Source organism: Sphingomonas sp. (assembly GCF_003248515.1).
In the GTDB taxonomy this organism is placed as follows: domain Bacteria; phylum Pseudomonadota; class Alphaproteobacteria; order Sphingomonadales; family Sphingomonadaceae; genus Sphingomonas_I.
On record NZ_QFOB01000017.1, the window covers coordinates 1 to 14,896 of the forward strand.

A 14,896-nucleotide genomic window follows, 5' to 3' on the forward strand; every position below is an offset into this window, starting at 1 on the left:
GATGATCTGCTCCTCGCTGAACCTGGTCTTCTTCACGTCCGTCTCCTCACGAAGCCGGACTCTAGCTCAAACTGGCGGAGTTTCAGGGGAGCACGTCAGTGCGGATCTGATTGATGTGTCAGCTGGAGAAACGTCCGTCGAGGCGAGGCCCATTCATGGTCGCATGTTCCAGACACCGTTTTCCGATCGGATTCGCAATGAAGCCAACTGTCCCACGATGACGGTCGGCAATATCTACGAAGCCGATCACGTGAACTCGATCCTGGCTGCCGGGCGCGCCGATCTTGTCGCGCTTGGGCGACCACACCTGATAGATCCCGCGTGGACGGCTCGCGCGGCTGCAACTGTGGGGTATCGCGGCGTCGCAATTCCGAAGGCTTATGCATCCGGGCAAGCGCAACTTGCGCGTACCTTGCATCGCTTGGCTATCACGGCATGAAAGCCACGGATCTACGCGGCAACGAAGGAGAAAGTGTGGTCAGGGTTCGCGAAAAGCATGACGGGGCTCTTGCCGATCGCATGGATGTGCGTGTTTGGCTGCGGCTTCTCAGCTGCTCGACGATTATCGAGAAGAGATTGCGACGGCGGTTCGTGGATCAATTCGATACGACCCTGCCGCGATTCGACGTGATGGCGACGTTGGAGCGCCACCCGGAAGGCGTCAGCATGAGCGCGCTCTCAAAGGCGCTGCTCGTATCGAACGGTAATGTCACGGCTCTCGTGCGCCAGCTGGAAGCCGATGGCCTGATCGTTACCAGCGCGGCGCCCGAGGATCGCCGTTCGTCGATCGTTGCGTTGACGCAGCAGGGGCGCGCGCACTTCGCCGATCTAGCGGCTGCGCATCATGGCTGGATCAAGGGCATGCTTAACGGCATGTCCCGGTCGGAGCAGAAGGCGCTCTTTGATCTGCTTGCGATCTTGAAGTCGTCGATCGGAGAGGATGAGGGGAACGCATGACTTTCGTTTCGCGACAGAAAGTGCGGTTCGCTCATGTCGACCCCGCCGGCATAGTCTTCTATCCGCGTTACTTTGAGATGCTCAACGCCGCGATCGAGGATTTCTTCGCCGATCATGTAGGTGTCGACTTCAGACGGATGCACCTTGATCGCCGTTTGGGAGTACCCACGGTGAAGCTCGAGACAATCTTCTCGGCGCCGAGCCGGCTTGGCGATCTGCTGTCGTTCGAGATCGAAGTGGCCCGGACGGGGCAGACCTCTGCGGATTTGCGGATTGACGTCATGTGTGCCGACGAACACAGGCTTCAGATCAGCGTCGTGCTGGTGTGCATGAATCTGAATACGGGGCGCCCGGTGGAATGGCCGGCTGACATGCGGTTGGGTGAAATGGCGCGCGCGTGAAGCTAAGACGATCGTTGTCCGTCCCGTCCCGAGCGGCGGGCTCCACGGCTTGAAGGCCATAGAGCCCGCCCCCTCATCCGGCGACGATTGGATGGCGCAGCCTGCCGATGCCGGTTACCTCCGCCTCGATGACATCGCCCGGACAGAGCCACTCCTGAGGATCGCGTCCAGCGCCGACTCCGGCCGGCGTGCCCGTGGCGATGATGTCGCCTGGTTCCAGGGTGATGCCCTGGCTGAGGTCCGAGATCAGGTAAGCGACATCGAACAGCATGAATCGCGTGTTCGAGCGCTGTTTCTCAACGCCGTTCACGGTGAGCCATAGATCGAGAGTCTGCGGATCTGGAATTTCGTCTGCAGTGACGATGCAGGGGCCGAGGGGCGCATAGCTGTCCTGACCCTTCGAATAGATCCACTGGCCACCCCGCCGGTTGTCGCGCGCGCTCATGTCGATAAGGACGGTATAGCCGAAAACATAGTCGAGGGCCTGATTGGTCGCGACGCGCTTGGCAGTGCGGCCGATTACTGCTGCCAGTTCAACCTCCCAGTCGAGCTGCCGGGTAATATCGGCACGGTGGACCACCGGCTCGCCTGGCGCGATCACGCTCGTGGGCGGTTTCGAGAAGATGACCGGTTTGGTGGGCAGATCCTTGGCCGTATCCAGAGCGCGGGCGCTTTCAGCGACATGCTCCACATAGTTTAGGCCGATGCCGAAGATGTTCTTCCGGGGGCGCGGGATCGGCGCAAGCAGCATCACATTTTCGATCGGGAGTGCTCCGTTGATCGGCCAGCGACCTTCCGCCTCCTCGATCAGCGCTTTGAGCTCTGTGATAGCGACCGGTCCGAGGTCGATAAAATCGAGCATGCGGTACGGTATGGGAATGCCCGCGCGGGCGCCGAGGATGGCGACGTCGATGACAAGGTCGTCGACAAGAACGCCCAAGCGGCTCTCCGCCTCAATGGAGGCGCGATAGGTCACGAGACGCATAAAGCCCTTTCTGGAAGCTGTTCAATCAGGAAAAGACGGGTTGGTGGCCGCCAAATTCGGCAAGGCTTTCCGCCCGGTAAAGGCCGAGTGCGCGCATCACCGGCAAGTCGTGAAAGGAGAAGAGACAGGCGTCGTCGCTTGCCGAGCCGTTGACATGTTCGTGCCACATCCAGGAGGGAACGACGAAAATGTCGCGTTCCTTCCAGTCGAGGCGCTTGCCGCCGACGACCGAATAGCCCTCTCCCTTCGCGCACTGATAGACGAAGGATCCCACCTCGCGATGCGCCCTGGTGTGCTCGCCGGGGCGCAGCAATTGCATCGACGCGCCCATTGTCATCATTGGCGGACCGCCGGTAAACGGATTGACATAATCCATATGGACCCCGTCATAGGGGGAGCCGTCCGTGACGCGGGCGTAGCGTGCGAGCGCCTCGTAGGTCGCTTCCCACTCATATTTGAGCAGCGGAGAATAGCGTTTGGACCAACTCTCACCGGCCGGCTTTAAGGCTGCGTTACCCCAAGTTGCTGTTGAGGCATCGACAGGGAGGCTCACGGCCTGCTGAAGGTCGGGATGGACCTCATAGAAATTGGCTTCCAGCGCATTCATCAGCGGAATGTCGAGCCCGTCCTGCCAAGTGCAGATCGTCCCGTCCTCCGCCACGCCATGTTCATGCCAGGTGCCGTTCGGGGTGAGTACAAAATCGTTGCGGCCAAGGGTCATCTTCTGGCCGTCGACATTGGTGAAGGCACCCGATCCCTCCATGATGAAGCGCAGCGCGGAGGCCGAGTGACGATGGCTGGAGGCCATTTCCCCGGGCCCCATCACCTGTATTCCCGAATATAGCCAACCGACCGCAGCCGTGACGTCGGTACGTCCGGGATTGGCGAGGTAGACGACGCGGCGGCCGGCCTGCTCCGGCGTGACCAGGTCTATGGCGCGCAGCACATGATCGCGGAGCCGATCATATCGCCAGACGATCGGCACGGAACCGGAGATTGGCTCCCACGGTTCGATCTTGTTCGCAACCGTCCACAGCGCGCCGGCATGCTCGTCTGACAGCTGGCGATAATAATGGATCAGCTCTGCGGTATCGATCACGTTGGCGCGACCGATTATCTCCTCGCGATATTGATCGAAGCTTTCGGTCACGATGGGTCCGCCCTCTAAAATTATTATAAGCTTAAAATATATTGCGCGCTCGTGTCAACGCGGTGCAATAAGGACGGGAAGATGGACGGAGGTGAATCGTGGCTCGATACAAGGCGGCAGTGGTGCAGGTGGCGTCGGTCCCGTTCGATCCCGAGGCATCGGCGCGAAAAGGAGCAGCGCTGCTCTACGAGGCCGCCGCGGCGGGCGCGCGCCTTGCTGTTTTTCCCGAGGTATTCATCGGGGGCTATCCCAAGGGCGCGTCGTTCGGGACGCCGGTCGGCATGCGCAAGCCGGAGGGGCGCGACGATTTCGCGCGGTATCACGCTTCCGCCATTGCTCTGGACGGGCCCGAACTGGCGATCCTGGTGGAGGCGGCCGGAGAGACGGATATGTTCGTGGTGCTCGGTTGCCTCGAGCGTGACGGCGGCACGCTTTATTGTACGGCGCTGTTTCTGGATGGCCGAAAAGGGCTGATCGGCAAGCACCGCAAGCTCATGCCAACCGGCGCGGAACGGCTGATCTGGGGCTTTGGCGATGGATCGACAATGCCGGTATTCGCAACGGAACTCGGCCGAATCGGCGCGGTGATCTGCTGGGAAAATTATATGCCGGCCCTTCGGCTAGCCATGTATGACAAGGGCATCAGCATCTATTGCGCGCCAACCGCCGATGATCGCGATACGTGGGCGGGCACGATGCAACACATCGCGCTCGAAGGGCGATGTTACGTCCTTTCCGCATGCCAGCATATCCGGCGAGGCGCGTTTCCGGCCGGTTATGATTGCGCGCTGGGAAACGAGGCGGAGACGATACTGATGCGCGGAGGAAGTCTGATCGTCAGTCCGCTGGGTGAGGTTCTGGCCGGACCCGATTTCTCAGGCGAGACGATCCTGTATGCCGATCTCGATCTGAACGAGGTCGTTCGCGGAAAATATGACTTCGACGTCGTTGGTCATTATGCCCGCCCCGACGTATTTCGTCTCCACGTGGACGAAGCCCCCAAAACGGCGGTCCTACGGCAGGGCTGAGTCGATGGATTTCGATATGCGCGCTTTGCCCAAGGCGAGCCGCTACAAGATTCTGGGCTCCTGCGTCACGCCACGGCCGATCGCCTGGGTAACGTCGCTTTCGGTGGACGGCGTTGCGAACGCCGCGCCCTACAGCTTCTTCAATGTTCTGGGCGACGACCCTCCCACCATCGCTCTGGGCCTGCTCGCGCATGCCGAACTTCGCCTCAAGGATACTGCGGCGAATATCCGGGCGAGGGGCGAGTTCGTCGTGAATCTTGTCGATGAGGCGCATGCCGAGGCCATGAACCTGACTTGCATCGACGCCCCGCCGGAGATTGACGAGTTCGTGCTGGCGGGCCTTGAGCCTGCTGCCTCCGTTGCCGTCGCGCCACCACGGATCGCGAGCGCTCCCGTGAGCTTTGAGTGCCGGTCCCTTCATCTGATCGAAACGGGACCGCGGCAGATCGCCGTTATCGCCGAGGTCCTTCACGCGCATATTCGCGACGAGTTCGTTTTGGACGCGGAAAACCATTATATCGATTCACCGGGAATGCGGCTGATCGCCCGACTGCATGGATCCGGCTGGTATAGCCGACAATCGGCGACATTTCAGATGAAACGGCCCGTTTGGGGGAGGCTCAGAGGACGGGAGTGACGCGTCAACGCTGGAAGCCGTCTGGGTCAGTTTTGGGGATCGAATGAGCCTAGGCAGTCCGCTGTTCGCCGCAGTGCATCCGCGAAGGCGATGTCGTCCCGGAGAGCGCTCAGCATGATACGGATGTATCCGCTGCCGATGCCGCCGAAATTCTCTCCCGGATGCACGATAATGCGAGCCTTCTGTGCAATATGGTCCGCAACGTCGCGCGAATTGCCGAGGGAGGATGTGTCGAGCCATAGCATCAGACCGGCTTGCGGCGCGCTGAATCTGACGCCCGGAACATTCGCGAAAATCTCCGTCGCCAGCTTTCGTCGCGCGGCGAAGGTTCGGCGATAGCCGTCAACGAAAGAAGGCGCCTGAAGGGCCGCTACGGCGGCAGCCTGGGCCGCCGTGTTCGCGGCACCCAGGATGTTGACGGCGGTGCCATGCATGATCGCCATGATTTCGGGGGCGGCTACCGTATAGCCGATCCGGAAACCGCTCATTGCCATCCCCTTGGACAAGGAAAAGACGGTGATCGTCCGCTCGCGCATGCCGGGTAAAGTGGCGAAGGTCACGAACTCCCGCCCGTCGTAGATGACATCCTCGAACGCCTGATCGACGACGACAAGCAGATCATGATCGATCACGATCTTGGCCAGCGCCTCCAACGTCGCACGGTCGTGAACGGTGCCCGTTGGATTGTTGGGCTGCGTCAGGACGATCAGTTTACTACTCGGGGTTATCCGTTGGCGCAGCGCGTCGAGATCGAGCGCAAAGTCACGTTCGGCGTCTAGAGGGACGGGAACGTTCACGCCGCCCATCAACTCGACATTGCGAACATTGCTGGGGTAACTTGGAACCGGATTGAGCACCTCGTCTCCCGGCGAGATCACGACCTGCATGGCTTGCCACAGGCCGGTGTCCGAACCTGGCGTGACGATCAGCTCCCGATCGGGATCGATCGACATGCCGTTCACTCGTGCAAGCTTGCCGGCGATCGTCCGGCGGAGCTGCGGTGAACCGATCGGCAGACTGTAATGCGCACCGCCTTCATCGAGCGTTGCCTTTGCCGCCGCTATCACATGTTCGGGAAGGCAGGGATCGGGAAAGAATGGATCGGCCCAGCCAAGCATCAGGTAGCCAGCGTCGATCCTGTCTTGAAGCGCGGCATAGTCGACACGGCGAACCCCAGCCATATGCGGGTTTAACCGGGAATAAGCGGCGTTGTTCGTCATCGTGTTCCATTCCGAGCGGGAAGGGGGCGGCTGCGCCAGGCAAGAAGCAGCAGAGCCACGCTCGCGGCTATCCCGCACACGCCTGCAATGCCGAGCCGCAGCCCGTGATCTGCCGCCTGCGGCATCAGCCATGACAGGCTGACAACGGAGGTTGGCCCGAGGCCCATGCCTACGATGGCGCTGCAGATGTTTGAGAAAGCCATCACCGTCGCCCGATGCTCGTTGGCGACCGATTCGGGCAAATAAGTGTTGGCGGCTACAATTCCCGAAACCGATCCGAAGACCCATAATCCGGCGCCGCAGAGCGCCATCGTTGGATTCGGCAAAATCAGAATCACGACGCTCGCGAGACAGATGGCATAGCTGATCCGCATGGACCAAATGCGTGCCGGCAACCCCTTTTTGCGCGCGCAATAGTCGGTCAGCCAACCACCCAGAAAGCAGCCGCCCAGGCCGCCGCCCGCTACCATTGCACCGATCAGTTGGCCTCCAACACTCGCCTCAATTCCGTGCGCTTGATCCAGCATGCTGGGGAGCCACGAAAGAAGCCCGTAGTCGCCAGCGGCAACGACACCGACGGCCAGGCACGCACGCGCAACCCGCGCGCGCCTGGCAAGGCTCGCCCGGACCAGTGCCATCAGCCCCTGCGCACCGCGCAATCCCTGCCGCTGCGGTTCGTTTACCGTGAGCAGGAGAAGGCAGAGCGGCGCCCCGGGCAGAGCTGCTATCAGCAGCACGTTGCGCCAGGCCGGCAACGTGCCCAGCACGGGTAATCCCATCAAGAGGCCATGCTCGACGCTTGCCAGGATGAGCCCACCGAGGCCGAGCGCCAGGCCGCTGCCGAGCACTCCACCCACGTGGAAAACACCGAAGGCGCGCCCTCTCTCCTGCGGGGAGAATGTGTCTGTTATCAGCGATGTTGCAGCGGGCATGAGCGCCGCCTCGCCGAGCCCGACGAACATGCGAGCCACGAATAGCGCGCCGAAGCTCGTCGCGATCGCGCATGCCGCGGTCGCGGTGGACCAGACGGCGATTCCGGCCATCACCAGGTTGCGGCGGTTCAGGCGATCAGCAAGGCGCCCTAGAGGTATGCCGAAAAGCGCGTAGAGCAGCGCAAAGCCGGTTCCCATAACCAGACTGATTGCGAGCTCGCTGAGCGCCAGCTCGTTCTGAATCCCGCCCGCGACAAGATTTATGACCAGTCGATCTGCATAAGACAGCAATACGGTGAGCGACAGGATAGCAATGAGACTCCATCGCCGCGCAATACCGACGGGCACAGCGAGGGGAGCCGTCAGCGATCCTTTCGCCTCTTGCTCCCGATCGGCGACGGATATTTCGTGAGACGTCGTCATCTGTAGGATCTGTGTCGCGCGCATGTTCGTCTGCGTCTACGGTCTCGATGGGCAGTGATCATCCGATGGCCGCCGCTGCCATATGGCCGGACGTTCCGCTTAGGCCCGGACCCGGGTGAGTGGAGGCCCCGATATGATAAAGGCCGCGAACCGGGGTGGCATGACCGCGGTTGCCTGAAAAGGGCCGCAGGAAATGGAACTGATCCAGCGAGCAGACGCCGGAATAAGGGTCGCCGCCGACAAGATTGATGTTGAAACTTTCCAGTACGTGCGGGCCCATCACATGGATATCGAGAACCGCGTCATCGAAATTGGTGATGTGGCGACGCAATTCGTCCAGCACGCGCCGGGCATAGTTGCGCGCTATGTCATCGTTCCACCTGCCGTCGGCGGGAGGGGCGATCTCGCCTGCGGCATCGCCGGTCACGATACGGGGCAATTCCTGAAGCTGGATCCAGAGAAGCGAGGCGCCGGGCGGGCAGCGTGAGGGATCCGCGTCGGCCGGCTGGCCAACCACGATGGTGGGGTTTGTGGGAAGCAGGCCGCGATCGGCTTCGTTCACTGCCTTCGAAACGGCGTTCAATCCAGCCGTAAGGTGGAGCAGGCCGACTTGTGCCAATTCGGGGGAGGGCCAGCGGGGCGGTTCCTTGAGCGCTATATGGATCTGCATATCGGCTCGGCCGTAACGATAGCGATCGGCGCCGCTTCGGGTGAGTCCGTCGATGGGAACATCAGCCAGGAGGCGTTTATAGAGTTGAGTGGGCGTCGTGTTGCACACCACGGCGCGACCCGCGTGCACGGATTCCCCCGTCTCCAGTACGACGCCGCGCGCCCGGCCGCGTTCGACGATTACGGAGGCAACGTCGGAGGACGTCCGTATCGCGCCGCCATGCGTGGTAATGATCCGGGTGAACGCTTCGACAAGCCGAGCTCCCCCCCCTTCAACGAAGGGAAGGCCCGCTGCTTCCAGCGTGAAAAGGACAATCTTACCCATCATTGCGGAAAAGGCGCTGTCAGGCCCCAGGCCGACATGCAGGACCCATGGCGCGATCAGGGCGGCAAGAAGCTCAGACGAAAAGTCGCGCTCTACCCACGATCGCAGCGGTTCCAGCGCATCCGCGGCGATCGCAGACGTTCCGTTCCAGCCCCGTGTCAGTCCTTCGCGCAGCGCCAGCCCGAGGCTGGCGAGTGATTTGGGCTCATTACCGAGCAGGCCAAAGAGTAGGGGGCTGGCGCGTTCGATGCTGGTCATCGCGCGGGCATGTGCCTGACCGTCACCAATCGCCTCGCTATCGAAGCGTGCGACGTTGGCTGCACGATCCTGCCGAAGCAGCAATGATCGTCCGTCGGGGAGCAGCACGCCCGTTGGAAATTTTGCGCTCACCATCCGGACGCCTTCCCGATCCAGATGCGGCTTGAGCATGGGGTAGAAGGGCGTGGTAACGAAGAGTGGATAAGACATGGAGAAGATGTCATGCCGGTAACCGGGCAGCGTGACCTCTTCCGTCCTGATACAGCCACCGGCGGTCTCTGCGCGCTCCAGAACAAGAACTTTCCGGCCCTTGAGGCTAAGCTCCGCGGCACACACCAGTGAGTTGATACCACTACCGACGATCACAATGTCATATGTCTCGGCCACGCTGGTGCTGGTCACGAGGGCTGAAAAGCGGGCGAGAGCGCGAGGTCTAGCTGTTCGTTTGCTGCCCGAACAACGCGAGGATAGGCGACGTCCATCGGCAGCCGTCGAAACTCTTCCGACAGGATTTCATTGCCCCAGGGACCGCTAAATCCCGTACCGACCACGGCCCGTACGAAGCCGACAATATCGAAATTGCCCTGACCTGGAAGGCGCCGCATGTTCAGCGTCGTCTCGGCAAAGCCCAGTCCGTCGGGTCCGTTCAGTATCGCGTTTTCTTCCGGCGTCGGCAGCCATCCGTCATCCAATTCGACTCCGACGAGCAGGGATTTATCGAGCCGTGCGACATCCTCAAAAGTGATGCGCGGGGCATGGCTGACGTGCCAGACGTCCAGAAAGAGGCCGCCGTTGGGATTGTCCCCGCACCATTCGAGTGCCTGGTCGAGTGTTTGTGCATTCGGATCGATCGGAAAAATTTCCATTCCGATCCGGGCGCCCGCAGCCGCGGCTTCATCGCAGATCTCCGCGAAGCGACTTCTCAAATCCTGCACGGAAGCGGGAAGGCCGAAATTGCCGATCTTGATGTGGCTTACGCCGAGTATCGGGGCCGCCTCCATCAGCAAATCCCGCATCGGCTGCTCCATCTGCCGGCGAGCATCGTCCGGCGGCAACATCCAGTTGGTGAGGAACTCCAGTTCGACGATCTCGATGCCTTCCCGGTCGACGATCTCTCGCATCCATTCCAGCCGGGCGCGTCGATTTGCACCGTGCGCCTCGTGGGAGAGAATGTAGGCTAGGTCCTCCTGTACGAGGCCGAGACCGGCGAACCCGGCCCTTGCAAGGCCCGCCACGCGCCGCTCGAAGCTCCAGGGGCTCCAGTTGCGCCCTGAATAGGGGGCTGCCGGCCCCGATTGCGTCCAGCTGGTCGCGACCAATTTGTGAGGATGCCTAGTCGCGCCCTCGTTCACAGCAGGTATCCGATCGTGGGCAGGAAATCGTCAGCATTTATGAGGCGAACGACCTTTCGGTCGAGCTGCAGGTCATTCCCGTCTATCGCAAGCCGGTAATCGACATCGGCGGCCAGAATGCGAGTATGCTCGTACTTGTATTCCGTCAGCAGCATGGTCGCGCAGACGTTGATCGCTTGTGGCGTCTGCTCCTCGATGACGAAACGGGATATCTGGCGGGCGGTGCGGGCCGAAGGATTGGATGCTGCAGCGAAGCCCGATGTCATCCTCTTGATCCGCGCTGCACGCATGTCGGCATCGTCGTAAAGAACGTTCACCATTCCAGCATAACTGTCCTGACGCTCGAACTCGGTCGGGATGATGTAGAGTCCGCCCGGACTCCAAAGTCCCATCCAGGTCTTGTAATCTTGGCGGTCGAGCAACTCGGCTTCCTTCCAGATGAACCATTGCACGATATTCTGGATTGCCATCGTCTCGGGCGGCAATGCCGCCGCCAGCGTCGCCACGCTCATGCAGTCATCATCCTCTTCCACATCGCATAAGCGGCGCGCATGCCGGTTTCGGCGGATACGTCGCCGGCATTGTGGCCCGGCTCCGGACCATCGGCCGGCGCATCTGTGCCGCGGTTAATCATGATCCACATGTCTGCACCGCCCTTCACGCCGCGCTGGACCCGCTCCCAGCACTCCGCGTCATCGGGTGTGCCGAAGCCCATAGGCCCCTGAAAGCGCTCATGGAGGCGGATCCGCATTCGGTTGGCTGCCTCGGGGCCCTCATGCATGCCGAGCGCTATATGTTGTATCTCGGTCTCGTCGACCGTCACCGGACGCAGAACGCGGAACAATGCGAGCGAGCAGGCGAGATTAGGAAACAGATTGAGATTGAACCCCGTACCGCCGACTGCGCGTACGATACGACGCACCGAGCGATCGTCATGCCCTTCCGTCGCAAGCTCTTTGGCGAGTTCGGCAAACCTTTCCGGGATCGGGATATCGAGATTCTCGTCGAGATCGATCAGTTCGGGAATCATCACCATCACCGAATGACCATGGCCGAGATCCTCGATCCAGCCGCCATGGCCGAGAACGTCCATCAGGTTCTCCGTTTCCTCATCGAGCGCGTTGAGAAACGTCTTGTGGACGATCGGGAAGTGGTAGGAATCGGTGGTGACCTCGAGCTGGATCTTCCAGTTGGCAGGGAAGCGGAATTTGTGCTCACCGAGGACCTTGATGCCATAGCCAGCATCTTGTTTCAGGAAGAGGTCGAGCCATTTGCGTGCAGGGCCGAGCCATTCGGCGAGCGGTTCGATATCGTCCTTGAACGTCGCGAAGATCATCCCGTTATGGATCTCCACGCGAAGCCGCTGCAGCGAATAATCGGCCTTGTCGAACGGCTCCGGATAACCATCCGAGAACGGAACCTTACGTAGCTGCCCGTCGGTCTCATACGTCCAGGCATGATAGGGGCAGACGAAGACCGGAGCTTTGCCCTTTTTCTTTTCGCACACTGTGGCACCGCGATGGCGGCAGCGGTTTAGCAGGACATGGAATTGTCCGCCCTTGTCGCGGGTGACGATGACGGGTTCGGTTCCCACCCAGCTCGTCTTGAACGTGTCTGCTCCCGGAAGTTCGCTTTCATGCGCGACCCAGACCCAGCTGGAGCGAAAGATCCGCTGCTTTTCCTCCTCGAAGATCGAAGGGTCGCTGTAAAGCGCCGGCGCGAGCCGATCCGCCTCGACCAGCGCGCCAAGATCACGCTGCCTTTCCTGTTCGGTCATATTGTTCCTCCGGATCGTCCAGGGCTTCGCGCCGGGAATTTTTCTCATTCTGGTTTTCAGAAGGAGAATGTTGCGCGGCCATAATAATATCCGCCGCTGATGTTAAGCGCCGTCTCTCGCGGGTATTGTGTTGCGTAGCTAGATGAGCTGATGGAGTAATAGGCATTCATAAGGGATGCTGGAATTTTTGTGGGATATGTATTGAATAGATTGTTTGCTCCAGCGGATAATTTAAGGCCGTTGAAGAGCTTATATGATAGCTCTATATCGGTGATAAACTTCCCGTTGACCTCTGCTTTTTCGTAATTGGCCAGAACCGGATTTTGAATGAGTTGGTAGCTCCTGCCGTAATATGATTCTCGAAGGTTCAGGCTAAGCCGGCCCAACGACCAGAATGCGCCTGCGGTCGCGCGGACCTTCGGAGTGGTCTTGACGAGTGTCGATTGGGCCGCTGCGTCCAGGAGCAGAATGCCCTGGTTCACATTCGAGGGGGGCTTGCCGAGGTTGGTGATCTTGGTTTTGTTGTAATTGGCAGTCAGGGACCAGTCGACGGTGCCGAAGGATCCAAAGTCGCTGGCATAATTCGCTACAAAATCGATGCCTCGTGTGCGAGTGTTCAGTCCATTGACGAATGCGGTCACGCCGATGCTGCCGCTCGAGGCCGAATAGATTGCCGGATCGATCGTGACTCCGTTGGCCAAAAGCGCCTGGATGACGGACGGGGAGACGGTGACGGTCCGGTTGGAGTTATAGCCGAAGAAGGTGCCGGACTGAACGATGCGATGGCGCAGTTCGATCGAATAACCGTCGAGGGTCATCCGAAGGCGCGGCGCGGGACGAAGCACCAGGCCGGCGCTGAAGTTGGTCGACTTTTCAGGTTTCAAGCCGGGGATGCCGAGAGAGGAGGCGCCGGGCGAGTTCGGCGCGAAGACACCGGAAATCTGCGTGGGGCCGACGCCGATACCCGAATAATATTCCTCGGCGAGGGTCGGTGCGCGGAAACCGGTGGAAGCCGTCCCGCGAACCGCAATGGCAGGCGTGAAATCGTATCGGGTGGTACCCTTTACCACCGTCGTGGACCCGAAATCGCTATAATCCTCGTGACGCACGGCGGCATCGATCAGCCACTTTTCGACGGGGCGCACGCTCACGTCGAGATATTCTGACCAATCGTGGCGCCCGTGCCTGCCCGCATTGACGGGCGCATAGCCCTGGAAGGACTGGGAGCCCGTGCCGTAGTAGGACGTCGGATCGCCAGCGACGATCTCGTAGATTTCGCGCCGATATTCGATGCCGGCCGCCACGTTCACTGGCTCCGCCAAGCCAATGTCGAACGCGCGGGTAAGATCGAGATTGGTTGTCCACTGGGAAGCGATGAAGTCACCCGCGTGGAAATCGCGTGGCGTGGTGCCCGCGCGCGTTGCGGTTGAAGAGTTGGAGTAGAGCGAGGCGTTGGCAGTATTCTCCACTGCGACGTTGACCTTGTCGTTACCGTATGTGGTGCTGAGATCCCAGTTCAGCTTGTCGACACTGCCAGATACGCCGCCGGTGAAGGAATAATCGGTTTCGCGTGCCACCTGCTGCGGTGTGAAGCCATATGGGAAGGGAATGTCCGTCGCCGAAACGCCGACAACAACGTTCGGCAGGCGATAATTTTCATTGGCCCGGCCGGTGCGATGGGCATAGCTGCCGAAGCTGTAAAGTTCGATCCCCGATCCGAGATCATAACCGCCATTGTAGGTTACGGTTGCCAGATCATATTTCGGATCGCCCGATATGCGATTGACATAGGGATAATCCGGCGCGTTCACGAGGGTTGGAAAGCGTGCGAGCAGGGTCGCGCCGCTATTCCCCGCGACGCCCGTGTTGATCACGCGCGGGTCAAGATTGCCGCGAAAACTGTAGCCATGATAGCGCCGTTCGGCCGTGAGGTTCAGATAGGCGCCCTCGAACGGCTCGATGCCGATATTGCCCGCCACATCCCACGTTCGCCCGCCGCCGTCGAAATATTGGCCGGCATTGGCCGTTACGACACCGCCCGAACTGTCCTTTTTCTGGATGATGTTGATCACGCCAGCGATAGCATCCGTTCCATATTGCGCCGCCGCGCCATCCTGCAGGATTTCGACACGTGCGATTGAATCGACCGGGATCAGGCTGATATCGGCGGCGGCGTTGCCGTTATAGGCGCCGCCGCTCACGGAGATATTGGCCGTCCCGTGTCGCCGTTTCCCGTTGATCAGAACGAGTGTGTGATTGGGGTTGAGGCCTCGCAGCTTGAAGGACAGATGGAAGGCATCCACATTTCCGCCGAAAGCCTGAGCCTGAACCGATGGGAGGTTCTGGGCCAACGCCTGGATCAGATCGTTCTGGCCGACGCGTTTCAGCGCGGAATCGTCGAGAAGTTGGATAGGCGAAGGGCTCTCCACCGCGAGCATGCCCAAGCTGCGGGTTCCGGTGACGATCACCTCATTCGCCGAATCGCCCTTCGTTTCCGCCCCGGCCTGTTCGGTCGAGCCGGGCGTAGCATTGGCTGTCGTCGGAGCAACCATCCCGGCATAGATCAGGGCCAATGTCAGAGCAGCGCGGCTGCCCATCTCCGTGTTCGTCATGACGCCCCCCAAATCGGGCGCGACTTTCCTCGCGCCGCATCGTTTTTGTCCGATCTCCTGCGTCGAACCCGGTGCACTCTCCGGCGCAGCCTAAGTTCCTGGTTTGATACCGAGTTGGGCGGTATGTTATTGTCGCCACTCTCGGTCGAACCGATAGTCGGTGTATATAA

13 protein-coding genes and 1 pseudogene are annotated in these 14,896 nt (G+C 60.6%); 5 read left to right on the plus strand and 9 right to left on the minus strand.

What is annotated here, in order from left to right; translation table 11 throughout:
- The 3 genes and pseudogenes from DI605_RS19250 to DI605_RS19260 form a co-directional block, all read left to right on the plus strand.
- A pseudogene (locus tag DI605_RS19250) lies at positions 1-439 on the plus strand (hypothetical protein); the annotation flags it as partial.
- Positions 322-957 (plus strand): MarR family winged helix-turn-helix transcriptional regulator, encoded by a 636-nt coding sequence (locus DI605_RS19255; protein WP_293977039.1) that lies wholly within the window; start codon positions 322-324, stop codon positions 955-957. The pseudogene DI605_RS19250 and the gene DI605_RS19255, both read left to right, overlap by 118 nt.
- Entirely contained in the window at positions 954-1,358 is a 405-nt protein-coding gene (locus DI605_RS19260; protein WP_293977041.1) for a thioesterase family protein, read from the plus strand. Before DI605_RS19255 ends, DI605_RS19260 begins: the two co-directional genes overlap by 4 nt.
- A gap of 73 nt (positions 1,359-1,431) precedes the next feature.
- Here the strand turns inward: DI605_RS19260 and DI605_RS19265 are convergent, their stop codons facing one another.
- Both DI605_RS19265 and DI605_RS19270 read right to left on the minus strand, forming a co-directional pair.
- Positions 1,432-2,343: a fumarylacetoacetate hydrolase family protein gene (locus tag DI605_RS19265; protein ID WP_293977043.1), complete on the minus strand. Its 912-nt coding sequence runs from the start codon at positions 2,341-2,343 to the stop codon at positions 1,432-1,434.
- Between the two features lie 25 nt (positions 2,344-2,368).
- The gene (locus tag DI605_RS19270; protein WP_293977045.1) at positions 2,369-3,493 is read right to left on the minus strand and encodes a cupin domain-containing protein; all 1,125 of its coding nucleotides are present in this window, start codon (positions 3,491-3,493) and stop codon (positions 2,369-2,371) included.
- A 98-nt stretch (positions 3,494-3,591) separates the two neighbouring features.
- On the opposite strand from DI605_RS19270, the gene DI605_RS19275 reads away from it, so the two are divergent.
- Entirely contained in the window at positions 3,592-4,521 is a 930-nt protein-coding gene (locus DI605_RS19275; RefSeq protein WP_293977047.1) for a carbon-nitrogen hydrolase family protein, read from the plus strand.
- 4 nt (positions 4,522-4,525) lie between these two features.
- Positions 4,526-5,158, plus strand: coding sequence for a flavin reductase family protein (locus tag DI605_RS19280; protein WP_293977049.1), 633 nt, complete (start codon positions 4,526-4,528; stop codon positions 5,156-5,158).
- Between the two features lie 26 nt (positions 5,159-5,184).
- Here the strand turns inward: DI605_RS19280 and DI605_RS19285 are convergent, their stop codons facing one another.
- From DI605_RS19285 to DI605_RS19315, 7 genes are all read right to left on the minus strand, one after another.
- On the minus strand, positions 5,185-6,378 hold the full coding sequence (locus DI605_RS19285) for a pyridoxal phosphate-dependent aminotransferase (protein WP_293977051.1): 1,194 nt from the start codon (positions 6,376-6,378) through the stop codon (positions 5,185-5,187).
- Positions 6,375-7,757 carry an MFS transporter gene (locus tag DI605_RS19290; protein ID WP_293977053.1) on the minus strand — a complete coding sequence of 461 codons (1,383 nt, stop codon included), beginning with the start codon at positions 7,755-7,757 and terminating at the stop codon, positions 6,375-6,377. The genes DI605_RS19285 and DI605_RS19290 overlap by 4 nt, the downstream gene beginning before the upstream one ends.
- A gap of 34 nt (positions 7,758-7,791) precedes the next feature.
- Entirely contained in the window at positions 7,792-9,387 is a 1,596-nt protein-coding gene (locus DI605_RS19295; protein ID WP_293977055.1) for an NAD(P)/FAD-dependent oxidoreductase, read from the minus strand.
- Entirely contained in the window at positions 9,384-10,220 is an 837-nt protein-coding gene (locus tag DI605_RS19300; protein WP_293977057.1) for a TIM barrel protein, read from the minus strand. Before DI605_RS19300 ends, DI605_RS19295 begins: the two co-directional genes overlap by 4 nt.
- Positions 10,221-10,333: 113 nt before the next feature.
- Positions 10,334-10,849 (minus strand): aromatic-ring-hydroxylating dioxygenase subunit beta, encoded by a 516-nt coding sequence (locus DI605_RS19305; protein ID WP_293977059.1) that lies wholly within the window; start codon positions 10,847-10,849, stop codon positions 10,334-10,336.
- Positions 10,846-12,114 carry an aromatic ring-hydroxylating dioxygenase subunit alpha gene (locus DI605_RS19310; protein WP_293977061.1) on the minus strand — a complete coding sequence of 423 codons (1,269 nt, stop codon included), beginning with the start codon at positions 12,112-12,114 and terminating at the stop codon, positions 10,846-10,848. The genes DI605_RS19305 and DI605_RS19310 overlap by 4 nt, the downstream gene beginning before the upstream one ends.
- Before the next feature lie 56 nt (positions 12,115-12,170).
- Entirely contained in the window at positions 12,171-14,711 is a 2,541-nt protein-coding gene (locus DI605_RS19315) for a TonB-dependent receptor (RefSeq protein WP_293977063.1), read from the minus strand.
- Positions 14,712-14,896 lie beyond the last annotated feature (185 nt).

Bases quoted from the DNA above. Each gene is read 5' to 3' on its own strand.
- DI605_RS19260 (WP_293977041.1), top strand. From the start codon at position 954: ATGACTTTCGTTTCGCGACAGAAAGTGCGGTTCGCTCATGTCGACCCC.
- DI605_RS19265 (WP_293977043.1), bottom strand. From the start codon at position 2,343: ATGCGTCTCGTGACCTATCGCGCCTCCATTGAGGCGGAGAGCCGCTTG.
- DI605_RS19280 (WP_293977049.1), top strand. From the start codon at position 4,526: ATGGATTTCGATATGCGCGCTTTGCCCAAGGCGAGCCGCTACAAGATT.
- DI605_RS19285 (WP_293977051.1), bottom strand. From the start codon at position 6,378: ATGACGAACAACGCCGCTTATTCCCGGTTAAACCCGCATATGGCTGGG.
- DI605_RS19290 (WP_293977053.1), bottom strand. From the start codon at position 7,757: ATGCGCGCGACACAGATCCTACAGATGACGACGTCTCACGAAATATCC.
- DI605_RS19305 (WP_293977059.1), bottom strand. From the start codon at position 10,849: ATGAGCGTGGCGACGCTGGCGGCGGCATTGCCGCCCGAGACGATGGCA.
- DI605_RS19310 (WP_293977061.1), bottom strand. From the start codon at position 12,114: ATGACCGAACAGGAAAGGCAGCGTGATCTTGGCGCGCTGGTCGAGGCG.
- DI605_RS19315 (WP_293977063.1), bottom strand. From the start codon at position 14,711: ATGGGCAGCCGCGCTGCTCTGACATTGGCCCTGATCTATGCCGGGATG.